This window comes from Clostridium luticellarii (genome assembly GCF_002995845.1).
Lineage (GTDB): Bacteria > Bacillota > Clostridia > Clostridiales > Clostridiaceae > Clostridium_B > Clostridium_B luticellarii.
On record NZ_PVXP01000001.1, the window covers coordinates 46,217 to 69,847 of the forward strand.

General features: G+C 36.0%; 16 protein-coding genes, 1 pseudogene and 2 riboswitches. Of the genes and pseudogenes, 8 read left to right on the top strand and 9 right to left on the bottom strand.

Annotated features, from left to right (window positions below; translation table 11 throughout):
* Positions 1 to 415: 415 nt before the first annotated feature.
* The 4 genes from CLLU_RS00210 to CLLU_RS00225 all read right to left on the bottom strand — a co-directional run bounded on the left by CLLU_RS00210 (position 416) and on the right by CLLU_RS00225 (position 7,135).
* On the bottom strand, positions 416 to 2,263 hold the full coding sequence (locus tag CLLU_RS00210) for an ABC transporter ATP-binding protein (protein WP_106007576.1): 1,848 nt from the start codon (positions 2,261 to 2,263) through the stop codon (positions 416 to 418).
* A complete protein-coding gene (locus CLLU_RS00215; protein ID WP_106007577.1) occupies positions 2,260 to 4,485 on the bottom strand; it encodes an ABC transporter ATP-binding protein in 2,226 nt (741 codons plus the stop codon). Before CLLU_RS00215 ends, CLLU_RS00210 begins: the two co-directional genes overlap by 4 nt.
* 19 nt (positions 4,486 to 4,504) lie before the next feature.
* Positions 4,505 to 4,942 carry a MarR family winged helix-turn-helix transcriptional regulator gene (locus tag CLLU_RS00220; protein ID WP_106007578.1) on the bottom strand — a complete coding sequence of 146 codons (438 nt, stop codon included), beginning with the start codon at positions 4,940 to 4,942 and terminating at the stop codon, positions 4,505 to 4,507.
* 189 nt (positions 4,943 to 5,131) lie between these two features.
* Entirely contained in the window at positions 5,132 to 7,135 is a 2,004-nt protein-coding gene (locus CLLU_RS00225) for an FAD-dependent oxidoreductase (protein ID WP_106007579.1), read from the bottom strand.
* 169 nt (positions 7,136 to 7,304) lie between these two features.
* Here CLLU_RS00225 and CLLU_RS00230 point away from each other — a divergent pair, with 169 nt between their 5' ends.
* The 3 genes from CLLU_RS00230 to CLLU_RS00240 all read left to right on the top strand — a co-directional run bounded on the left by CLLU_RS00230 (position 7,305) and on the right by CLLU_RS00240 (position 8,748).
* Complete coding sequence (locus CLLU_RS00230; RefSeq protein WP_106007580.1) at positions 7,305 to 8,180, top strand: SDR family oxidoreductase; 876 nt, start codon at positions 7,305 to 7,307, stop codon at positions 8,178 to 8,180.
* 122 nt (positions 8,181 to 8,302) lie between these two features.
* Positions 8,303 to 8,488 (top strand): hypothetical protein, encoded by a 186-nt coding sequence (locus tag CLLU_RS00235; protein ID WP_106007581.1) that lies wholly within the window; start codon positions 8,303 to 8,305, stop codon positions 8,486 to 8,488.
* An 11-nt stretch (positions 8,489 to 8,499) separates the two neighbouring features.
* Positions 8,500 to 8,748, top strand: coding sequence for a spore coat protein (locus CLLU_RS00240; protein ID WP_106007582.1), 249 nt, complete (start codon positions 8,500 to 8,502; stop codon positions 8,746 to 8,748).
* A gap of 62 nt (positions 8,749 to 8,810) precedes the next feature.
* On the opposite strand, the pseudogene ilvA reads toward CLLU_RS00240, so the two are convergent.
* The 4 genes and pseudogenes from ilvA to CLLU_RS00260 form a co-directional block, all read right to left on the bottom strand.
* Positions 8,811 to 9,800: pseudogene (ilvA, locus tag CLLU_RS00245) on the bottom strand (threonine ammonia-lyase); the annotation flags it as partial.
* Between the two features lie 392 nt (positions 9,801 to 10,192).
* Positions 10,193 to 11,524 (bottom strand): cell wall-binding repeat-containing protein, encoded by a 1,332-nt coding sequence (locus tag CLLU_RS00250; protein ID WP_158255864.1) that lies wholly within the window; start codon positions 11,522 to 11,524, stop codon positions 10,193 to 10,195.
* A gap of 69 nt (positions 11,525 to 11,593) precedes the next feature.
* On the bottom strand, positions 11,594 to 15,769 hold the full coding sequence (locus tag CLLU_RS00255) for a 5'-nucleotidase C-terminal domain-containing protein (protein WP_106007585.1): 4,176 nt from the start codon (positions 15,767 to 15,769) through the stop codon (positions 11,594 to 11,596).
* A 204-nt stretch (positions 15,770 to 15,973) separates the two neighbouring features.
* Entirely contained in the window at positions 15,974 to 17,935 is a 1,962-nt protein-coding gene (locus tag CLLU_RS00260) for a cellulose biosynthesis cyclic di-GMP-binding regulatory protein BcsB (RefSeq protein ID WP_276329471.1), read from the bottom strand.
* 102 nt (positions 17,936 to 18,037) lie between these two features.
* A riboswitch (cyclic di-GMP riboswitch) is annotated at positions 18,038 to 18,121 on the bottom strand.
* A 263-nt stretch (positions 18,122 to 18,384) separates the two neighbouring features.
* On the opposite strand from CLLU_RS00260, the gene CLLU_RS00265 reads away from it, so the two are divergent.
* The 4 genes from CLLU_RS00265 to CLLU_RS00280 all read left to right on the top strand — a co-directional run bounded on the left by CLLU_RS00265 (position 18,385) and on the right by CLLU_RS00280 (position 22,341).
* Complete coding sequence (locus CLLU_RS00265) at positions 18,385 to 18,813, top strand: hypothetical protein (protein ID WP_207655921.1); 429 nt, start codon at positions 18,385 to 18,387, stop codon at positions 18,811 to 18,813.
* A 114-nt stretch (positions 18,814 to 18,927) separates the two neighbouring features.
* The gene (locus tag CLLU_RS00270) at positions 18,928 to 19,122 is read left to right on the top strand and encodes an alpha/beta-type small acid-soluble spore protein (protein ID WP_106007587.1); all 195 of its coding nucleotides are present in this window, start codon (positions 18,928 to 18,930) and stop codon (positions 19,120 to 19,122) included.
* Positions 19,123 to 19,355: 233 nt separating this feature from the next.
* A complete protein-coding gene (locus tag CLLU_RS00275) occupies positions 19,356 to 20,111 on the top strand; it encodes a C1 family peptidase (protein WP_106007588.1) in 756 nt (251 codons plus the stop codon).
* Positions 20,112 to 20,372: 261 nt separating this feature from the next.
* Positions 20,373 to 20,458, top strand: a riboswitch (cyclic di-GMP riboswitch).
* A gap of 176 nt (positions 20,459 to 20,634) precedes the next feature.
* Complete coding sequence (locus CLLU_RS00280) at positions 20,635 to 22,341, top strand: cell wall-binding repeat-containing protein (RefSeq protein WP_106007589.1); 1,707 nt, start codon at positions 20,635 to 20,637, stop codon at positions 22,339 to 22,341.
* Positions 22,342 to 22,434: 93 nt separating this feature from the next.
* Here the strand turns inward: CLLU_RS00280 and CLLU_RS00285 are convergent, their stop codons facing one another.
* Positions 22,435 to 22,635, bottom strand: coding sequence for a hypothetical protein (locus CLLU_RS00285; protein ID WP_106007590.1), 201 nt, complete (start codon positions 22,633 to 22,635; stop codon positions 22,435 to 22,437).
* 207 nt (positions 22,636 to 22,842) lie between these two features.
* On the opposite strand from CLLU_RS00285, the gene CLLU_RS00290 reads away from it, so the two are divergent.
* A complete protein-coding gene (locus CLLU_RS00290; RefSeq protein ID WP_106007591.1) occupies positions 22,843 to 23,451 on the top strand; it encodes a hypothetical protein in 609 nt (202 codons plus the stop codon).
* Positions 23,452 to 23,631 lie beyond the last annotated feature (180 nt).

Consider the following 23,631-nt stretch of genomic DNA (forward strand, 5'->3'; position numbering starts at 1 on the left):
TCGGATAAGTTCTGCTAAGATCCAGGTGGAGAAAAGTATTCATTATTAGCAAACTCTACCTGAGCCAAGAATCACTTGATTTCACATATATATTTGCTATCACATTAATCATAAATTTTAAAATTACATTAGTGCATAATTATCTGAGTGTGATACATATACAATATTTTAAATATGTCCGCCATAATATGAAAATTTACAAATATATATAGGCATATTTTATTACTAAGTAATATTTTTGTCAAAATTTTTATTAAAATAATTAGTAAATGTTAAATTCTTATTTTTATGAATTTTTTCAATTATTAGTGTAAGATAAAAAAAGACATTCAGGCTAAAATCCCGAATGTCTTTTTTGATAGTTTTCAATAGTCCTGATAACTTTTCATTCCTAGACTCTGATATTTGAATTCGACTAGGCAACTTCAAACTGGCTATTGTAGAGGTCTGCATACACTCCGCCCTTTTCAAGAAGTTGGCTGTGACTTCCCTGCTCAACAATATCACCATGATCCATGACAAGTATCAGATCAGCATCACGAATTGTAGATAGGCGGTGGGCAATTATAAAACTTGTACGCCCTTTCATAAGATTATCCATAGCCTTTTGAATCTGCAGCTCCGTACGGGTATCCACGGAACTTGTAGCTTCATCCAGAATAAGTATCTTAGGATTTGCAAGTATTGCCCTTGCAATGGTAAGCAGCTGCTTCTGGCCCTGGGACACATTTGAAGTCTCTTCATTCAATATCATATTATATCCATCAGGCAGTGTGTGTACAAAACTGTCCACATGAGCTGCCTTTGCAGCTGCAACAACTTCCTCATCAGTTGCATCAAGACGCCCATAACGAATGTTTTCCATTATGCTCCCATTGTAAAGCCATGCATCCTGGAGTACCATACCGAACATGGATCTGAGATCCTTCCTGGTAAAGTCCCTTATATCATGGCCGTCTACAAGTATCTGACCTGCATTTATATCATAAAAACGCATGAGAAGTTTTATGATTGTTGTTTTTCCAGCCCCGGTAGGACCTACAATGGCAATTCTCTGACCGGGCTTAACAGAAGCTGAAAAGTTATTTATGATAATTTTGTCAGGATCGTACCCAAAGTGAACATTTTTAAATTCCACATGACCCTGTATATTTTCAGGTCTTGCAACAACAGAAGTTTCAGGAGTTTCCTCTTCCTCTTCCAGAAATTCAAAAATACGCTCCGCTGATGCTGCTGTCTGCTGAAGTATATTCGAGATATTTGCAATTTGTGAAATAGGCTGTGTAAAAGATCGCACATACTGAACAAATGCCTGGATGTCACCTACCTCGATGGCTTTCTTTGCTGCCAGCCAGCCTCCCAAAATACATATTCCAACATAACCCAGATTACCTACAAAATTCATCATAGGCATCATTATACCGGATAAAAACTGAGATTTCCAGGCTGATCCAAATAGTCTTCTATTCATTCTGTTGAATTTTTCAATGCTGTCTTTTTCACCGTTAAAGGCCTTCATTACAATATGTCCACCATACATCTCTTCAACATGACCATTTAAATTCCCGAGATAATCCTGCTGCTGCTTAAAATATTTTTGTGAATATTTTACAATGAGCATTATAAACCCCATGGATACGGGAATTATACAAAGTGCTACAAGAGTCATCTGCCAGCTTATACTGAACATCATAACCAATACTCCCAGGACCATGGTAACAGAAGTGATAATCTGTCCTAAACTCTGATTGAGAGTCTGGCTCAGAGTATCCACATCATTGGTAACTCTGGACAGCACCTCACCATGATTGGTTTTGTCAAAATATTTTAAAGGCATATGGTTTATTTTTTCTGAAATATCTTTTCTGAATTTATAGCTTACCTTCATGGATACTCCAGACATTATCCAGCCCTGAACATAGGCAAATAATGATCCCACCGCATATAGAACCGCAAGCAGCACAATTATTCTGCCTATATAGACAAAATCTATACTTCCAGTACCAGATATCTTTGCCATGACACCCTCAAATAATTTAGTGGTGGCTTTTCCAAGTATCTTAGGACCTACTATGGAAAATACAGTACTTGCAACAGCAAAAATCACTACAACAGTAATTGATGTCTTATATATACCTAAATAACCCATAAGTTTTTTCATGGTATCCTTAAAATTATGAGCCTTTTCCCCGGCAATTATCATACCTCCCGGACCTCTGTTTTTCCTCACAGAGGGTCTTCGCCCGCCATTGTGTTCACTCATGCCAATTCCTCCTTAGACAGCTGTGATAATGCTATTTCCCTGTAGGTTTCACATTTCTCCATGAGTTCATCATGGGTGCCGACGCCAACTATTTTTCCCTCTTCAAGCACTACTATCTGCTGGGCATTCTTGATTGTGGAAATACGCTGGGCGACTATAAGAATGGTGCTGGATTTTGTCTCAGTATTAAGAGCCCTCCTGAGAGCCGAATCAGTTTTAAAATCAAGTGCCGAAAAACTATCATCAAATATATATATCTTTGCTTTTTTCACAAGAGCTCTGGCAATAGACAATCTCTGCTTTTGTCCTCCCGATACATTTGAACCTCCCTGAGAAATTTCACTTTCAAACTTTTCAGGTTTTTCATCAATAAATTCCTGCGCCTGTGCAATTTGGGCCGCTTTTTCTATATCATCAGCCGAGGCGTCAGCTCTAGCGTACTTCAAATTGGATTCAATAGTACCTTTAAACAACGACCCCTTTTGAGGTACATAACCAATAAGATCTCTAAGCTCATGCTGTGCAACCTTCCTTATATCAATTCCATCAATAAGAATTTGTCCCTCGGTCACATCATAAAAACGGGGTACCAAATTGATAACAGTGGACTTGCCAGAACCAGTGGAACCAATAAAAGCTGTTGTCTGACCGGGCAGTGCCTTAAAATTTATGTCACTTAATACATTTTTCTCTGCTCCCTCATATTTGAAAGAGACATTTTTAAATTCTATCACACCTCTAATTTCATCAGGAAAGTGAACAGGCTTCTCTGGATCCACAATGGAGGGCTTTATTTTCAAAACCTCATTGACTCTCTGGACAGATACTGAAGCCCTTGGTATCAAAATAAACATAAAGGACATCATGAGAAAAGCAAATATAATCTGCATGGCATACTGCATGAATGCCATCATATCTCCTACCTGCATGCTTGAATTTGCAATCTGATGTGCACCAACCCAGACTATAAGTATTGTAACACCATTCATTATGAGCATCATGGCCGGGAACATGGCAGACATGACACGGTTTATAAACAAGTTTGTATCTGTCAGATCCTGATTTGCCCTGTCAAACCTGGTTTCTTCAAATCTCTGGGTATTAAATGCCCTTACCACCATCATTCCAGACAGGTTTTCACGGGTGATCAGATTCAATTTATCTACCAGCTTCTGAACGATTTTAAATTTGGGGAAAGCAACTGCAAATATACTTCCGATAAGTCCCAATAAAACCACCACTGCCAGGGAAATAATCCAGGTCATGGAGGTGCTCTTGTTAAGAACCTTTAAAATTCCACCAACGCCAAGAATAGGCGCATATATAAGCATCCTAACTGCAAGAAAAACAACCAGCTGTATCTGGGTAATGTCATTGGTAGTCCTTGTTATCAGCGATGCTGTGGAAAATTTATTGAATTCCTCATTGGAGAAACTCTCCACTTTGACAAATAGATCTCTGCGCAGATTTTTGGAAAGCCCTGCTGCAATTCTTGCTCCTATAAGTCCCACCGCGATAGTACAGACTGCACCAAGAAGAGAAATAAGAAGCATGATTACACCCATATGAATAATATATCCACTCTGAATTTTATTTGTATCGATTCCCACTGCCTTATATTCATCCTTGACTGGATCCGATGCTGCTTGTATTATCATACTGTCACCCAGTGAAGTAAATTTTTTATTCATATTTTCACTTATCTTTAGGCGCTGTGCTTCAGGCAGTTTTGAAAACAGTGCAAATAAATCTGTATCTGCAGGTATTTTCTGCCCATTAAAGTTTATCACTCCATTTTTGGCACCAGCTTTAATCTTTTCAACACTGGAAACAGCCAAAAAAGCCTTTCCCATTACAGGATTCATCCTGCCAATCTGTGACTTATCCACATTTTTCAAAATATATAGAGGTTCACTTTCAAGTTTGGGATAATCTTTACTGTATTCGCTGTAATTTGAACTGGATTTATCCACCAGTGTATAATTTTCCAGTACTCCCTGCCTATCCCCCTCATTAATAAATAATAGAAGTCTGTTCATTTCACTTTCTCTCACTGCTTTTGGCACGGCATTTTCAATGCCACCCTGCTGTATTCCCACATTTACAACATTAGACATGTAGTCCGGCAGGGCCAGGTCACACATTGCCTGTACAAAAAGCAAAATCACTGCACTTATCACAAGCGCAATAAATGGCTTTAAATATTTCATCAACTTAAGCATTACATCATTCACTCCTCGTTCATTTTTGCCTATCCATTACTTTTTCCAATGTATACAATCCCCTGCTTATTATATCTATTTCCTCCGGAGTAGCCATATTCATCATGGATTGAAATATTTTATCAACTTCTTCATGTTTAGTATCAGCAATTTTTTTAAATTCAGGAGTAACCTCCACGTAGACTATTCTCCTGTCTTCCCTGCTCCTTGCTCTTTTTACAATATTCTGCTTCTCCAATCTGTCAATGATTCCCGATACAGTACTGTTGGACAAACTCATTTTTTCACTCAGATCACTTATTTTCATTTTTCCATGACGAATCAAATTCATAACTACAAAGAGCTGTGGTCCGGTGAGATTAAGTTCTTTAAAATGCTGTGCCATAATTTTATGTGCATTTTTCATCACTCTCTTTATTGTTCTGAGCAGCCTTATTCCATCTTCTACATCGCTCATGTCCTCTCTTCCCTTCAGAATATTCTCATATTTCGTATAAAAATATTTCGTATACAAAATGTATTTTACTTCATTATTTTATTTTAGTCAAATATATTTTTTACCACAAAAAACAGAAAGATCTCCCAGTAATTTCTGGAACATCTTTCTTCAAATTTAAAGCAAATTATCAGCTAACAATTTCCGTCATCAGCAGTTAAGTCCAATTTCATTTCCACTCCAAATTGCATCCATTATGTTGGCAGTTTGATATGCATCTCCTATCAGGTACAAGTCTGCCATTTTGCCGTTCAACTTTTCATACAATTCCCTGTTGGGTTTAAATCCAATGGCAATTACAACAGTATCTGCAGCTAAATTTTGTTTTTTAAACTTATTGTCAATAAGCAGGACACCATCCTCCGTCACCTCAAGGAGAGAATTTCCGGTGATGGTTTTAATATTATACTTTTCAAGAAGATCTATGAGCATTATTTTATTCATGTGTGGAACAGGCTTCCCTGAATTCAATATACGATCCCTGGCTTCTATAATTGTAACCTGCTTTCCCTGTTTTGCAAGATAAAGGGCAGTTTCACATCCCACAAGCCCTCCGCCGACTACAACTACATTCCCTCCTGCCTGTTTTCCGCCATTTAAAATTTCAACGGCAGTTGCAACTTTGTCTTTTTCCATGCCGGGCAGGTTTAATTTGATATCTTTTGCACCGGTGGCAATTATAATCACATCAGGTTTTTCTCTTTCAACAAGTGCCTCTGTTACTTCCGTATTAAAAATTGTTTTGATTTTAAGCTCTTTCATTTCATTTTTATACCATTCAAGCAGCCTCCTGTCATCCACCTTAAAATCCGGAACGGATCCGGGAACAACTTCCCCGCCGAGCTCTTTAGTACTTTCATAAAGTGTAACATTGTGTCCTCTCATAGTTGCAATTCTGGCTGCCTCCATTCCTGCAATTCCGCCTCCTGCAACCATAACCTTCTTTACTTTAGGTACAGGCTTTATCTCATAATATCTCTCCCTTCCAGCCGCAGGATTTACCGTGCAGCTCAAGGGTTTTCCCTCAAACCCTCTTCCAAGGCATCCTGTATGGCATCCGATACAGGGACGAATTCTTTCAGGATGATTTTCGAGAACCTTTTTAGGCCAGTATGCATCACAGAGAAGAGGTCTTCCAAGTCCTATCATATCAGCAGCTTCATTATCAAGAGCTTTTTCAGCCAAATCCGGTATACCAAGTTTTCCTGCAACTATAATAGGAATGTTCACAGCTTTTTTCAGCTCTTTTGTATAAGGAAGGTACAGTCCATCTTTCTGATAAAGTGGTGGATGTGCCCAATACCAGGCATCATATGTACCTAAATCTGTATTTAATTCATCATATCCTGCGGCCTCCAGGATTTTTGCGGCTTCAATGCCTTCTTCCAGATCCCTGCCCTTTTCAATATAATCTTCATCCGGAAGTCCGCCTTTTCTCCAATCCTTTATACAGCTCTTCACACTATATCTCAGACCCACAGGGAAATCATCCCCAACTTCAGCTTTTATCCCCTGTACTATTTCTATTGGAAGCTGCATCCTTCCCCTCAAATCTCCGCCGTATTTATCTGTTCTCCTGTTAAATATGGCCAATGTGAATTGATCCAGTAGATATCCTTCATGCACTGCATGTATCTCAACACCGTCAAATCCAGCCTGGTGTGCAATTTCAGCACCTTCAACAAATTTTGTAACTATCCATTCAACTTCCGAAGTGGTAAGAGCTCTGCAGGTAACCGTGGGATCCCAATAATTAGGAATATCCGAAGCAGATACCGGCTGAGATCTTAAAAGTGTGCCCGGTGCACCACTTCTTCCAAAGCCCATAGTAAGCTGCAAAAATATCTTTGAACCATAAGCATGAACCCGCTCCGCCATCTCACAAGATGTCATCAAAAACCTGCCTGGATTTATTGATATAATGGGAATAACACCTGGTACAACCTTATCCAGTTCATTTTCCACCTTCGTAATACTGGTTATAATAAGACCTGTTCCCCCTTTAGCCCTTTCCACATAATAGTCTATGGCTCTCTGATTATAACATCCTTCATTATCTACAAGTCCAAAAGCCCCCATAGGCGCCATGGATATTTTGTTTTTTATTTCTATTTTTCCTATCTTAATGGGTTGAAACAAAGATTTGATTTCCATATTAATTTTTCCTCCTGGCATATAATTGATAGTATTTCATAATTCCAATCTATCTGATTTTATATTTTCCACTTTCAGTTTAAATATACTGTGGAATATTATTTTTATGCATACACATACTATTTGTTGTTGAATATTTACAGAAATAGAAAAGGAGGAAATTTTAAACATGGATGATAATTTTTATCTAAATTTTACCAAAACCCTTCCCCAGCAGAAACAAAACAAACAGCCCGGAACAGAATTGGAAATGAATCCAAAGCCGGTAAGTGAGAATCCTGAATACAGGGGTTCCGATAAATTAAAAGACAAGACGGTTTTAATTACAGGAGGAGACAGCGGCATAGGGAAAGCCGTATCGATAGCTTTTGCCAAAGAAGGTGCGGATCTGGCAATAATATATTATAACGAGCAGGAGGATGCAGATAATACAAAGAAAATCATAGAAACTATCGGGAGAAAGTGCACTTTGATTCCAGGAGATGTTTCAGACTCGGATTTTTGCAAAACTGCTGTTGAAAAAGCCATAAAAGCCTACAATAAAATAGATGTTCTCGTAAATAATGCAGCAGTGCAGTTCCCTCAAAACAGCATTGAAGATATAACGGACGAGCAGCTGGAAAAAACGTTCAGAACAAATATTTTCAGCATGTTTTATATAACGAGGTCAGTGCTGCCCCACCTCAAGCCAGGCTGCTGCATAATAAACACAGCCTCTATAACCGCCTACAGGGGGAATGAGGAATTAATCGATTATTCTTCTACAAAAGGTGCAATTGTATCCTTTACCCGATCCCTGGCACTATCCCTTATAGGCAGCAATATAAGAGTAAATGCTGTTGCACCGGGTCCAATTTGGACTCCTCTCATACCTTCTTCCTACAGTCCCCAGAAAGTCGGTGAATTCGGTTCCAACACACCTATTGGAAGGCCTGGACAGCCAGTGGAACTGGCATCTGCTTATGTATTTCTGGCATCTCCCGAAGCCTCTTATATCACCGGTGAAACCATACATGTAAATGGCGGAGGCTTTATAGGTGGCTGATACAAAATCACCTGGAAAGAACTTCTTAAATTATTCACAATAATTTTTTATATTTCTGCATAATTGAAATTAAAATCAAACATAATAACTACTGGTAAAAAAAATGAAAGGGGTATTATACTATGTCACAATTAAATCAACAAGAACTTCAAAATCTCAGACATCTTATCGGAGCACATGACACAGCTTATGAAAAAATGCAGGCATATTTACAGAATTGCACTGATCCGGAGGTAAAATCATACTTTCAAAAATCAGCACAAGATGCTCAGAAAACAAAACAGCAATTGATGTCATTTTTAAATTAGGAGGGAAAAACATGCAGGATAAAATAATGGTGAACGATACGCTTTCAATGGTTAAAGGTGAATTAGCAACCTATGCAAACGTAATAGCCGAATGCGCTAATCCCAATCTCAGATCAACAATTCAACAGATCCGAAACAACTGTGAAACATCTCAATACGAACTCTATAAAATTGCCCAGTCAAAGGGCTATTACAAACCCGCAATGATGGCTGACAGCAATGATGTTCAACAGCTTAAATCACAACTTATGGGTCAATAAGACGTCTATTTACATTTATAAGTATCAGTAAAACTGATACTTATAAATTCCATTTTCTAACAATACTGCAGCGAATGCTTGCTGCTTTCCAGCTGAATTTCTATTACTTTTGCAACAGCAGCTATATCTACATTTCCACCACTTATCAATGCAACTACATTTTTACCTTCTATTCCATCTATTTTTTCTGCCAGTAATGCTGCCAGAGGCAGTGCACCAGCACCTTCAGCTATCAATTTATTCCTTTCCATTAATGAAAACATTCCAAATGCTATTTCCTCTTCGCTCACAGATACCACTTCATCCACATATTTTTTTATATAATCAAAGCACTTATCTCCAGGTGCACAGACAGATGTACCATCGGCCAGAGACTTTTTACCCGGAAGTGTAACAATTTTTCCCTGCTCCATGGAAGCCTTGGTAGAAGCTATAATTTCAGGCTGTACTCCTATAACTTTTATGGAAGGTTTTATTGATTTGACTGCTGTGGCAACACCTGATATCAACCCACCTCCGCCTATTGGGACTATTACTATATCCGTTTCCGGCAATTTATCCAGTATTTCAAGCCCTATAGTTCCCTGACCTGCCATTACATCCACATCATTATAAGGATGAACAAAGGTGGCACCGGTTTTTTTCTGAACCTCTACTGCCCTGGCATAACATTCGTCATATACCTGACCTGCCTGAATTACCTCAGCCCCATAATTTTTAGTAGCTTCTACTTTTGCCTTAGGTGCAGTAACAGGCATAACTATTGTGGATTTCACCCCAAAAGCTGTTGCTGCATAGGCAACTCCCTGGGCATGGTTTCCTGCCGAAGATGCTATAACACCTCTTTTTTTCTCATCTTCACTGAGGTTAACCAGTTTATTATATGCACCTCTCAATTTGAAAGCTCCAGTTTTCTGTTTATTTTCACATTTTAAATATAAATTACACCCACATTTTTTAGAAAAAGTACTTGTATAAAAAATGGGTGTTTCTCTAACCACACCTTTTATATTATCTTTAGCCCTTTTGATTTTTTCTAGGTTCAATTCCATAATTTATTCCCCCTAATTTAATGTTATTTAATTATTTTTATGTAAATCCTGCATTTTAATTAAATATTTAAATCAAATAATTCAATTATTTAAAAATTATTCGTCTGAATATACAACTACACGCGGTATACGGACGAGAATTTTTGATTCCATATGTTTGCGCTTTCATTACACATACATAAAAATGTAATTTATACATATATACTTTGTCATTTCAAGTATATAATAACATATAAAATAGGTTTATACAATTTAATTTTATTAATATATTTTATTCATTATTTATATTTAAAGAATTAAATATTTCTTATGTGATTCAATTCCAACATCAAAACAAGCTGTCTTAAAAACTTTTAAGACAGCTTGTCAAAATAGCGTACCTAAAATGTAAATTAATCTACATCAAACTCTGGTATATTGATTTTTGTACCATTAACATTAAGCTGACCGGAGTAACTCCCTTTGTCTAACGTAAACTTAAATTCGCAGCTTCCATCTGGATTATAGTCTTGATCAATATATTTGTAGTTTTTAGTTCCATAGGAGTATATTTCTACTGTTGCACTGCCTGCCTTTATATTGGAATCAGTATAAGTTATAGTTACATCATTTCCTTCAACATTTACAACAGGAATTTCCTCATGATTGTCTGAGTCGTCAGAACTGTCATTACCACCTGGATTACCCGGTTTAGCATCATTTTTATCCTGTATATAGCCTGCAATGCTTTCAATAATGGAATTTGGCAGTACACTTTCCCCTCCAATGGCAATTTCACGGCTGTCCTTGGTAATCTTACCCTTTATATAAGATTCGGATTCAGAAGGGAGCTTATTATACACCAGTAAAATAGGAGAATTTTTTTGAGCTGCCAAAGCCGAACCGGAGAGTGCATCGGCAAATTCATTTCCAACAGGACCGTCTCCTGCTGCAACAAATATATTATTGAAATCTATATCTTCTTCAAACTGCTTTAAAATTTTTATATTAGTGGAAAACCTGTCGCTGCCGCCAAGTCTGATTGAAGTAGTGGATAAACTTTTATTTATACTATTTTCCACACCCTTGCTCACAACACCTTCAAGGCCCAGTATATAGGAAGTGGATGGCTTTGTATTATTTATATAGTTCTGAACACTATCTGGAATATTATCTTTATCGGTCAAAAGTATAGGCATCCCCTTGACTGCAGCTATTGACGACATGGAAAGCGCATCAGCATAATTATACCCATAAGTGACGGCTATCTTATCTGCACCGCCTAATTCCTGAGCTACTTTGACAGAAGTCTCAAATCTATCTTTTCCACCTATTCTTTTGATCTCAGGTTTATTGTCCAGGGAATTTACACTGTCTACCACATTGTTAGAGATTACACCTTCCCCGCCTATAATCAATATATGCTTGACTTTTAGTCTTTCAAGTTCATTTTTAACCGAATCTGAAAGTCTGTCTGGCTCTGTCAAAAGTACAGGAGCATTATTCTTTTTAGCCAAAGGTACAGAACACAAGGCGTCAGCATATATCTGTCCATTGGCGAGCACAACATAATCTGAGCCGTCTTTCCACCCAAAATTTGAAACATCTGCTGAAGTTTCATATCTATCCTTGCCTCCGATTCTCTGGCTTACATCAGCTGATGCCGCATTTGCTGTAAATATAAAACCCTGACTAGTGATAGCATATATTATAGCAAAAACTACAGCTATTTTTTTTAGTCTCATATAATTACTATCCTCCCTTTTCATATTTGAAGAGGCAAAATATATTTTGCCTCTTTAAAACAAACTATATTAGTTAGCTACAGGTATTTCTATATAATCAGAAATAGGCTTTCCATTGTCCAATGTGTCCCACAGCATAGCTTTAACACTATAACCATCATCATTGGGTATAGTAAAACCTCCGTCCAATATAATACTTTTATTAGATTCCAAATCCTGCGAGCATTTAACATAGTTTATGAATTTATTATTCTGGAATAAAGCTTCAATTAGAGTTACAGTTTTAGCTGTGTTTAAATTATTAGTTACCTTTACCCTTACTTCGGCATCATTACCAGGTTTAAAAGAAGTTGTTTTAGTGAGGTTTTCTATTGAGAAATCCTTGTTTGGTTCGCTGCCAGGAGTAGTAATCACTGACCAGTTATTGGACACATCGGGTGTTATGGTCTTGTTGTCCTGAATATATTTGATCATCATGTTCCTAACCTGTCCATCATCTCCAAGTGCCTTGGCAGAATCATACATCACTTTTGAATCGTCCGGTACATCTTTGCCCTCTTCATTTTTAACAGTCAGACCTGCTGCTTTCATGAAACCACCGCCGCCGTTGTATCTATAATTGTTTATGGCAACTGTAAATTCGTCTGTGTCCGATACAGGCTTGCCGTTGAATTTCAAATTTTTAATTCTGTTTTCAGAGTTAACTATACCAGTATTAGGATCTACGGTACATGCAGGCTGAGTCAGATCTATGTCATAAGTTGCCCCATACAATTGATCCAGATTATAATCTGGAATATTTAAAACTGGATCTTTGACAACAGACTTGTCGGTGTCAGAAACCTGCTTATAATATCTTACCGAATACTCAAGCCATCTCTTAAGCTGTGCACCATTCATCTTTATTCCGTATAAGAAATTTTCAAAAACATACACACCCATTATATCCTGAATTTTTATATTCCCACTTGGTATATGGGCACTTGCACTCAATGGAGCTGCTATGGAAAGCTGGGTTCCTGCAGCATCTGCCTGAACTTTATTTATCAAATCCATAAGTGCAGTGGGTTCCGTGGTCTGCTTTTCTCCGGAAAAGTCCCCGGTAGATTGTCCAATTACAGTTGATATATATTTCAATGTAGCATCCTCATATGGCTGAGCCAATTTTAATATAGCCGGATCTGCCTGTATGGAAGAATCCATTTTTACAGTTTTTGTAGTAACATTAGGAGTACCATCTGCATTGAAGTTTATGTCAAGTTTTGAGACATACTGCCCCCATTTGCCGGGTTCAGTTATAGGGACTACTTTTCCGCTGGGATTCTTTAAGCTTGTATCACTGCTTATATTTGCATGAACATGTCCACACAGTATTGCATCTATGCCATCTACACCAGTAGCTATGGCCTTTACTTGATTTTCAGGTATGGTATCTGTAGCACTTTCCTCTCCGCTGTGTACACTTAATATTACAACATCAGCTTTTTCAGTATTTCTCAGTACCGGAACCCACTTCTTGGCTTCATCAACCAGATCATTGAATTGCAATCCCCTATAATTATCAGTATTTTCCCAGTTAGGTATGGTCTTTGTAGTCAGTCCCAGTATGCCAACTTTCACATCTTTGCCATTGACATTAAAAGTCTTTGTAATATACGGTTTTACAAAATTGGTATTATCCGAAGTTTTATAGGTATTTGCAGATAGTACATTTATTTTTTCCTTCTGTGCATCTGCAATTATTCTATTTAAAACATCCAGTCCATAATTGAATTCATGGTTTCCAAGAGTCCAGGAATCATATTTCATGGCCCCCATGACTTTAATCAATGGATATTCTGTAGTTGTATCTATTTTGTCATAGTAATAGGACAGCGGAGTTCCCTGAATAGTATCTCCATTATCTATCAGCATGGTATTGGGATTGGAAGCCCTGACGCTGTTTACATAAGTTGAAACCTTGGCCAGTCCCTGATCCGATTCTTTTAAAGTGGAATAATCTATGGGGAATATATTTCCGTGTATATCAGACGTACCCAATATGGATATTGCAGCCGCCGGTTCCTGGGTACTGCCGGTTTTAACCACATCTGCCGCACTGCCAACCAATAATTCTATGCTTGAACCATACTTGCTCACAGCACCAGTTACATCGGCAGTGTCATTTACAGCCAGTCCATCTACTTTAGGCATTTTGTATATATTTACACTTCCAGTGGAGTCATGTGCCATAGATGCACCTGAGTTATCAATGCTTTCAAAGGTAAGTCCCTTTATTTTCACAAGCTGTCCCTGTAAATCATCATTGAGCTTATCTACAGTAACCTCCTTGGGTGTAACTGTATTGCCGGTGCTCTCTACTTTCACATCCTCTGCAGAAGACGGCGTTATCTCCAATAATCCATAAAAGTCTGACAATGTCCCCTTTACCGTGATTTTATCTCCCTTGTGAATTGCAGAACCTTTTTCGTTATACACGCAGATTCCTGCGGTATCATCCTGCATAAATACACTCTTGCCGTTCACTACAGAAACAGTTCCCGTAAGTATGACTGAACCTGTCTGGGCCTTCCTCGCTTCTGCTATAGTCATGGATTCACCCTCACCTGTCTGATTTTGTGAAACAATTCTATTCTCTATAGCATATTTAATGGTTTTGTTTGCTCTTATATCCTCAATAAAAGCATCCCTTGCAAGTTCATGTGTGTTGGATAGTGTCTTTTTAACTTCCGAATCCGTAAATCCCAGGAATCCATCTCCGCCTGTCAGCACAAAATCCGGACCGGCCACCTTTAAAGTTTCAGTATCGCTAATAGCACTGCCGTCCTCTCTGGTTATACTGGTCACCTTGCTGCCATAGGCTCTTGAGTCATCATAGGTAAATTTTATTCCTGAAATCTGGATTCCCTTTCCACCCAGCGTATTCTTTGCATTACTAGGATCTGGATAAGTGCCAACTGCTTGTTCAAGGACGGTTTTCAATTGAGCTTTGTTCATGGACACAGTATTGATTTCATTGTCAAAAGGCATCAATGTATATATCTGGCCAACTGTTACATTTCCAGCAGGTATGTCTATTCTAAGTCCACCGTTGTTGGCAACCCCCACATCTGCCTTGGCATAATTTCTCACAACATCTGCTGCCCAGTTTCCCAATTCAGATTCACCATAGGGCTGCTGAACCTGAGCTCTGGTTACATCATCTTTAACAGTTCCAATAACTTCACTAAATGTAGGCCCTATTTCATTCTTGGCCTCAGCAACTATTGAAGCAGCTTCTGAATCTACAGCAGGGTCTGCAGCTTTATATCCATTAGGAGCATTAGTGTTAATTGCTATATAGCTATTATCAGTATTTGTAAAGGATATTTTCCCTGCTTCATCTATGTTCATTTTCAAATCAATGAAGCCTTTTGACTGAGCTCCTCCTATGACAACAGGCATACCCTTGACTGTAGCCTGCAATATGGTATGGGAATGTCCTCCCAATACTGCATCCACGTTGGTTAAAGAATTTGCAATATCAAAAATTGGGCCGGTAGCAGGAGCACTCGCGTCATTTCCCTCATGCACAACTGCCAGAACCACATCAGCTTTCTTGCTCTCTTTTAAATCCTTTGCTACAGAATTTATCTCTTCTGCAGGATCTGTAAAATTATAATCTTTTACATATGCAGGCATCACAATATTAGGCGTTTCAGTAGTTATGGCTCCTACAACTGCAATTTTAACTCCATCTTTCTCAATTATCTTATAAGGTTCAAAAACTCTTTCTCCACTGCTTTTATCACGAAGATTAGAACATACTATTGAGTATTTTGCGTCTTTCATAGTGGTGCCTGTTATCTTATCCAGTCCCCAGTCAAACTCATGATTTCCAAGTGCAGTAACTTCCATTCCTATATTGTCCATAAGTTTTTGTACTGGAACTCCAAATAAAACATTGGACACCGGTGTTCCCTGGTATAAATCTCCTCCGCCTAAAACCAAGGTTCTATCCGGATTGGAAGCTTTTATATCTTTAATGTTCTTCGCAAGCACCGCACCAGAAGGCAGAGGGGGATTGCTGGAATCTTCCAGGGCACCATGAAAATCTGTAACCTCTATTATATCAAAAGTTTTGCCAGCCGCATCTGCTTTTACGTTAATAAAAGCATTTGGAAAAACAGTAGAAAGTGTCAACAACAGAACTAATAGCCATGCAGTAATTTTTTTCTTTTTACCAATGCTAAAAATAATAATCACCTCATATTTTATCTATTTTTTGAGAATAGCATTTCTAGTGAAATTATTATAACTTAATATAATTTTAAGAACAATTTTAATAATGTTAAAAATTGTTATATAATGTTAAAAAATATTACATATTGTTAACAAATTCCATATACCTATGCAATACTCCAAAGGTTGAATTAAACAGGATCAATATTTAAATTACAATAATAATTATTATTTCTTGCCCTCATCATTTGATTTTCTGTCTACAATTTCCTTTGCCTTAAATCCTTGAGACTTCTTCATTCTATTACCAACCTCTTCAAATTGGTTACTTTTCTTTCTCAATCTAACAACAGTTATTATACACAACATCGCTAAAATCAAAATTGTCAAAAGAGCCCACCAGGGAAGGCCTGACTTATCCTCAATAGTACTTAAAATGGAACCCAATGTAACAGGAACTTTATTATCCTGTAGATCTACTGCTGCCATATTATTTATCCCTAATGCATTATCAATAATAGATATCTGATCCCTCATCTTTTGCAAATTGTCACTATTACTTAAAAATATATTGAATGCTTTCAAATTAGAATCATTATCATAAGTCACAACGTATACTCTTTTGTTAAAATTCCATGGTGATCTAACTACTTGTACTAATGTTTTATTTTTTAAGGTTTCAGGCGTTGCTTGAAGTCCTTCCTTGATTTTAAACTTTCCATTTCCCAGAGGCAGTATGGGAATTGACTCCTTGATCTTGTCAGGAAGATTTATATTGTTGAATGATCCTATAAAAATCATGTTTTTATTTTGTTGCCCATTTACAAGCTCATTACCTCCTTTTAATACATCAAAATCAAAAACTTTTTTTGATTTTTGACCCATACGCGATGCCATAATGGATGCTGTATCAAGTTGAGCAACATCAATAGTGTTTGAAAACGATAATAAAATTTCAGGCTGTTTGCTTTCATTGTATGTATTAAAATATGGGAAATTATCCAATGATGGCTGAATACCAAGTTTTCCAGGAATCAGACGTATTTGGGAATCAGAATCTATATATGTCCATGCACTATCATAGTAATCCTTAGAACAGTCTATTTTACCTATATAGTTGTATACTTCCACATCTACTTTTATCATAGATTTTTTTAAAGCACTTTCTGGAATAACAACTTTCAAACTGCCATCCTCTGCATTGGAATTTGACAATTTTGAGCTGTCCACAAGTTTTCCATCTATATAAACAGTGAGCAGAGATCTGTCAGGAACTAATATTCTAGAGTGCCTAAACTTCAAATTTATGTAGGAACCTTTTTCAGACTGCAGTCCATTGGGTTGAACAAAAGAAAAACTTGCTTTCTGATGAAATGCCCCTGAAAGATTGGTATCTGAATATCCCCAGTTGGAAAACATGTATAGTCCCTTTTTATTCTCTACAAATTTACTGTATTTGCCTTTTATATCAGAATCTACAACAATTGAAGTATCTTTTATCTGTTTCAAAAGTTCACTATTTGAAATAAAACTTGCAGATTTAGCAATTCCATTTTTATTTTTCCCACTTATTATGGTAGTATAATACGGATTTTGTGAAGATTTATCTGAGATTGACAAGAATCCCTGATCCTTATCTAACTTTTTGGCATCTACACTACTTTTAAATTCACCAGCTGGTGCAATGACAATTGAATTTCCAGTTGGTTTCTGATTTACATCACCTTCAACAACATTGTAATTTATTAAATTTCTATCTGAATAAAGATTTCCGACAGAACAGCTGAGTTTCAAAAGTGCTGAAATCAAATTGACATTTTTTATATCCGGAAGTATGAAATTCGATTTCAAGGATTTATTGGCATCAAAATCCTCAAAATAAGAAGAATAAAAATTCGAAAGTGAAGGTGAATACATGCTTTTATCCGAAATATGCACTTTGGAATCATCATATATGGTAAGCCAGTTAGCCGGATTGTCAATATCTGCACAATCCCCTGTTATAGAACGATGGCTGCTTTCAATCCTTATTTCATTTATTGAATTCACTTTCAATCTATTGACCGGTACATTCACCTGCCAGTAATCCGGAGATGTTTTGCGTATGGTATCTATCCATTCCGTAGAAATAGGTATTCCATTTACAATTACCGACATATTTGAAAGATCATTTATCAGAGTACCCGAAATAGAATAATGTAGGAATTATTATACTAACCATAGGAACTCTCCTTAAAAGTTATATGTATTCACCTAAGAATAAAATTACAAAAAAATAAAACCCACCTAACTTTAAAAGTTGGTCGGTTGCACTACTAGCTTACTATATATAAAGTGCCCAAAATAATTATATAGTTCCACGCTTCCAATAAATATATTTTTTATTATTATAACATATAAAAAGCTATAATTAAATATGTTTTATTCTAATTTTCTGCAAAATTCTCCAAAAAATTGCATTTAAAATGAAATAGAAGCAGGAAACTGTACACAGATAAACTAAACAAAATACTCACTTATTCACAAAAAATTGCTCTGCTGGTTATAAATTGTTAACAATGTTGACACTTAAATGTAATAATCTTGCATTAATATTAAATAATATAAGAATATAATATGGAAATGGAGATAATTTAATTATGAAGCTCAAAGATAAAAAAAAGTCAAGAAAATTTTCTATTTCAATTGTTTTCTATGCTGTTTCTTTAGTTATAGCAGTCGTGGGAGCTGCATTATTAGTTAATAATATTATCTTTTTTAGAAGTACAGTTAATAATTATGTAGCTCAGGGATATTCTTCTGCTGATGTTATTAAACAATTAGTACCATCCCAACTGCTTCCGGGAATATTTGAACCAATTGCTGTCTATGGAGGCATTGCAGTTATTTTATTAGGCTTGGGAATAGTCAATAAAAAGGTTTCAAAATGCCTGTCATTATTAAAGAAAGAGAATGTTTATGATACCACTGAAGAAAATACCCTAGAAGAAAATTCCAGTGAGGCAGAAAATACAGAAACATCTGAACATACGGAATTTACAGAAGAAGTTAATATCAATAAAGCCTGAATTTAAGCTGTAAATAGCTGTAAAAATTCATTTAATTACCTGGAATAATTTTTGTAGTAAAGTACAAACTGTAACTGTAGGCACTAAAATTTACTATAAAAAGGAGTGGGTAATATGGCATACAGTAATAAACCTGTAGTTCCACAGGCTAAAGAAGCCTTGAATAGATTTAAAACAGAATCAGCTAGAGAGGTTGGAGTAAATTTAAAGAATGGTTACAATGGAGATCTAACTTCCAGAGAGGCTGGTTCCATAGGCGGAAACATGGTTAAGAAAATGATTGAGGCATACGAGCAAAATTTGAAATAAATGTACAGCAAAAACCTGCATTCTCAATAATAGAGTGCAGGTTTTTTGATTATTAGCAAACTCCACCTGAGCCTAAGAATCACTTGATAAAATATGAGCACTATACAGCAAATTACATTCCAAATCTAGAGATAGTTTTCTATTTTTGTGTACCCGTTTGACATTGTTTCATATTATGTAAAGACGGATATTAATAAATTCGTCAATATGAAAAAAACAGAGGGATATAAAAAATGGTAAAAAGAAGTTATAAATTAAAACCTGATAAACAAGATATGAGAGATAAAATTTATTATTCTTCTACTATAAAACAGATCTCGAACCTTCCTAAAGAAGCAGATCTCAGAAAATATATGTCACCAATAGTGGACCAGGGAGAACTGGGAAGCTGTACAGCTAATGCTATTGTTTCAGGGCTGCGTGAGTATCTTGAAAATATATCGAAGGAGCCATATAAACAGCTAAGCCGTTTATATCTGTATTGGTGGGAAAGATTCATAGAGAATACTGTAAATGATGACAGCGGAGCTTATATTAGGGACGGAATGAAAGTGCTTAAACAGCTTGGGTGTTCTTTTGAGAATGACTATCCTTATGATATCAGCAAATTTACGGAGGAACCAACTCCAAGAGCTGTATTAAATGGAGTGTCATATACAATTGAAGAGTACAGACGTGTAAAAGATTTAAACACTTTAAAAATAGCTTTAGCTGAAAATTTGCCGGTAGTTACAGGCATAAAAGTATATTCAAGTTTTGAATCAGATGATGTGGCAGATACCGGAATAGTCCCAATGCCAGATATAACTAAAGAACAGCTGTTAGGTGGACATGCTATATTGGCAGTTGGATACAATGATAATAAAACTCAAGTTATCATGCGTAATTCCTGGGGAGAAGATTGGGGAGATAAAGGCTATTTTTATCTTCCTTACAAGTATTTTACTGACCCCAATAATTATGTTACCGATATGTGGACTGGAAAGTAATTCTGCGTTGAAACAATCCAAGAGTTCTGGAAAAATCCAGAACTCTTCTTTAATTTAATCTCTTGTGCTATTAAAAATCAAAGTATGTATTTTCATTATAATGAAAGGTTAACATATTATGCTGAAGCTTTTCTATCTGTAAATTTTGTCAAGATAAATTAACCAGCACAAGAGATTATATTAAGAATATTTAACATGCTTCTCCTTGACTTTAATAAAAATAACAATATATAATATTAATGTAAATAGAATTAAAAGTTACATTATAAATAGCAAACCTTATGAAAATGGGGGACGCAAAGCTGCGGATCTAAAGCTGTTTAAGCCATGATAGCCGGGTTGCTGATGTTTATGATTTTATAACTTTATTTATTGAGCTATAGTGCTAGAACATTAGCACTATAGCTCATTTTAATTTATATGATAATTGTATGCCATAAATAAAATATTATATTCAATACAAAAAATTAAATGAAATAAAAATTTCAGAATATAGTACAGATGATTCAAGGAGGAGATACGTATGAAAGTTTCAAAAAACATATACATTTCTGCTGCAATAATAATGTTTATACTATTAATACCAATTGTAAAAGTAAGTGCCTCTGAAGTAACGCGTTTAAGTGGACAAGACAGGTATGAGACTTCAGCCAATATCTCAAAAAATAACTGGAGTACTTCTGAAAATGTAGTTATTTCTAGTGGCCAGGGAGATGATAAATTTGCAGATTCCCTGGCGGGAACAACACTTGCCTATCAGTTGAATTCACCTATACTTTTGACAAATACAGATTATATACCTAAAGTAATATGGGATGAAATAAAAAGACTTGGTGCAAAAAATATATATTTGCTTGGTGGGACTGGAGTAGTAAGCAGTGCTGTGGAAAATGACTTGAAAAATCAAGGCTATAGCGTTGTTAGATTAAGCGGGCTAAATAGATATGAAACAGCCGTCAGGATCGGAGAAGAAGTCAAAAAATACAAACCTATTGGAGGAGTGTTTCTGACTACAGGGTATGAATTTCAATATGCCATGGCTGCTTCACCTTATGTGGGTAAAAAAAATGATATTGTATTATTTACAGATGGGTATTCATTAAATTCTACTACCAGAGATATTTTGAAAAGGATCAATATAGACAATGTAACAGTACTCGGAGGAAATACCGTCGTCTCATCTAACGTAGACAATGAACTAGTGAAAATGGGTATTGCTGTCAATAGAATAGATGGAAATACTCCCAAAGACTTTAATACTAATATACTGAATTCACTGGGGAAAAATATAGATGGGCTTGCAGTGGCCAGTAACAAAATTTTTGCAGACGGACTGTCAGGTTCTGTAGTAGCTGCCAAAGACAATCTGGGTATGGCTTTGATTGACGATAAATTTGATTATGATGTGAATATAGACAAAATGAATAAAATATTGATCTATGGTGGCTATGCTTCTGTTACACCGGAGAGCGAAAGCTACCTGGAAGGAATTAAAAGTAACTCCAATTCATCAAATAAAACAAACGGTCTTCTTTTAAGTAATGAAGAAGACTGGTATGAAGCCATAAAAGCTTCAATTTCAAATTGTCAGGATGAATTCTTATATGACAGTACTAATTCGTCCACTATGCCAAAGAATATTGTGGAAATAGTGCTTAAACAAAACCCTGATATAGATTATGTTGAAAGTTACGTAATTTCAAATGATGGTAGTATTAAATTTAATTATAGATTTTCAAAAGATGAATTGATAGATATGAAAAATAGAGCTGCTGAAAATGCAAAGGAAGTTCTCTCTAACATAATTGTGCCCAATATGACACAAATTGAAAAAGCAAAGGCAATACATGACTATATTGTAACCAATGCAAAATATGATTATGATAATTATATGAAAAATTCAGTGCCTGTACAAGATTATACTGCATATGGAATTTTAATTAATGGTACAGGCGTCTGTCAGGGATATGCATCAGCATTTAATCTGCTGGCAAAAATGTCAGGCATAAAATCTATAGCTGTAAACGGAACTGCCGGCGGAGGAATTCACATGTGGAATATGGCCATGTTAGATGGCAAAATTGGATATATAGATACAACTTGGGATGATCCAATTCCTGATAAATCAGGACAAATTATATATAATTATTTTGATATAAGTGAATCTCAGATCTCAAAAGATCATTTCTGGGATAAAGATAATTTTACTGAAGATTATTTGAATTATTGATAATATCTAATTTAATCTCTTGTGATATTAAAAATTAAAGTATGTATTTTCACTATTTTTATTATTAATCAAATGAATTAGAGTATAAAATTTCTAGAGCTTAAACAGTCTAAGTTTAGGTAAACCCGGCAAACATCCTTTGAGGTTCTTTTTACAATGGCCAGCCCAGACATTCTCTAAGTCTATTACTAAAAAGTTCGCCACTAATGCTATGATAATTATCTCACTGTCATACATTATTGAAGTATTAATATTTCTTCTGTTTTTTACAGAGTCATTAGAAAGCTCTAACATATATGTTACCTCCATTGATTATTTGCTTGTTTTTAATGAAAGGTTAACATATTATGCTGGGGCTTTTCTATCTGTAAATTATGTCAAAATAATTAAAAATAACTTTGAGAAGTTTTTATATTTTCCCGCCTACATTCTAAAAAAAGTGCATATATATTATGTGCAGAGTAAATTATCACAAAGAAAAATAAATGGAGGTAATATGAGATGTCAAACTTAAACATATTATTTACAATCATAGGACTGGCCGTGGGCGTAGGAATCACGGTATTGCTTTTCCTGCCTTATTTGAAGAAAAAAGGAATAGGTACGGAAGATATACTGCAGAGGGTTGAGGATGGTTTACAGGAGGTTAAAAAATATACGGATGCAGCAAAAGCCATAGTACCAGGCAACAAGTTCCTGAATATTTTGAGTCTTATAGAACATTATGCAGAAATAGGTGTTGAACAAGCTCAACAGCTCAATGTATCCTCACAGCTTCCTGCAGATGAAAGGAAAAAAAATGCAGAAGATTATGTATACAGTGTTTTAGATAAACTTGGTATAAAAGTGGATGACAATGTAAAGGCTATAGTTTCAGGTGTGATTGAAAGCAAAGTATATGAGCTGAAAAGCCCGGAAGAAAAAAAGTCAGCTCAGCAAACGGCAGCTCAAGTTCAAATATCACAGCTTCAAATTCAAGCTTCACAGCTCCAAAGCGAAAAGATACAACTGCAACAGGAAAACGAAAATTTAAAGAAAAAAATTGCCGATATACAAAATACTGTGGAGCCTGTGAAAGATACGGCATTTCCCGCTGACACAGCTCAATAGCTTTAACTTCAGGTTCTTAAACTGACCTGGTGAGGCTGTAAAAAAAGTCTGTAAATTAAGAAAGATAGCTTTCTATGATAAAATAAAAATCATAGGAAGCTTTTATTTATGGCGAGAAAAAAAGGGTATTACAACAAGGCAGCATTTCATTTTACTGATATCCGCCTTTAATAAATATCA

Excerpts from the sequence above, each read along its gene's own strand:
- CLLU_RS00210 (WP_106007576.1), bottom strand. The coding sequence starts at position 2,263 with ATGAGTGAACACAATGGCGGGCGAAGACCCTCTGTGAGGAAAAACAGA.
- CLLU_RS00215 (WP_106007577.1), bottom strand. The coding sequence starts at position 4,485 with ATGCTTAAGTTGATGAAATATTTAAAGCCATTTATTGCGCTTGTGATA.
- CLLU_RS00220 (WP_106007578.1), bottom strand. The coding sequence starts at position 4,942 with ATGAGCGATGTAGAAGATGGAATAAGGCTGCTCAGAACAATAAAGAGA.
- CLLU_RS00225 (WP_106007579.1), bottom strand. The coding sequence starts at position 7,135 with ATGGAAATCAAATCTTTGTTTCAACCCATTAAGATAGGAAAAATAGAA.
- CLLU_RS00230 (WP_106007580.1), top strand. The coding sequence starts at position 7,305 with ATGGATGATAATTTTTATCTAAATTTTACCAAAACCCTTCCCCAGCAG.
- CLLU_RS00235 (WP_106007581.1), top strand. The coding sequence starts at position 8,303 with ATGTCACAATTAAATCAACAAGAACTTCAAAATCTCAGACATCTTATC.
- CLLU_RS00240 (WP_106007582.1), top strand. The coding sequence starts at position 8,500 with ATGCAGGATAAAATAATGGTGAACGATACGCTTTCAATGGTTAAAGGT.
- CLLU_RS00250 (WP_158255864.1), bottom strand. The coding sequence starts at position 11,524 with ATGAGACTAAAAAAAATAGCTGTAGTTTTTGCTATAATATATGCTATC.
- CLLU_RS00265 (WP_207655921.1), top strand. The coding sequence starts at position 18,385 with ATGAAGCTCAAAGATAAAAAAAAGTCAAGAAAATTTTCTATTTCAATT.
- CLLU_RS00270 (WP_106007587.1), top strand. The coding sequence starts at position 18,928 with ATGGCATACAGTAATAAACCTGTAGTTCCACAGGCTAAAGAAGCCTTG.
- CLLU_RS00275 (WP_106007588.1), top strand. The coding sequence starts at position 19,356 with ATGGTAAAAAGAAGTTATAAATTAAAACCTGATAAACAAGATATGAGA.
- CLLU_RS00280 (WP_106007589.1), top strand. The coding sequence starts at position 20,635 with ATGAAAGTTTCAAAAAACATATACATTTCTGCTGCAATAATAATGTTT.
- CLLU_RS00285 (WP_106007590.1), bottom strand. The coding sequence starts at position 22,635 with ATGTTAGAGCTTTCTAATGACTCTGTAAAAAACAGAAGAAATATTAAT.
- CLLU_RS00290 (WP_106007591.1), top strand. The coding sequence starts at position 22,843 with ATGTCAAACTTAAACATATTATTTACAATCATAGGACTGGCCGTGGGC.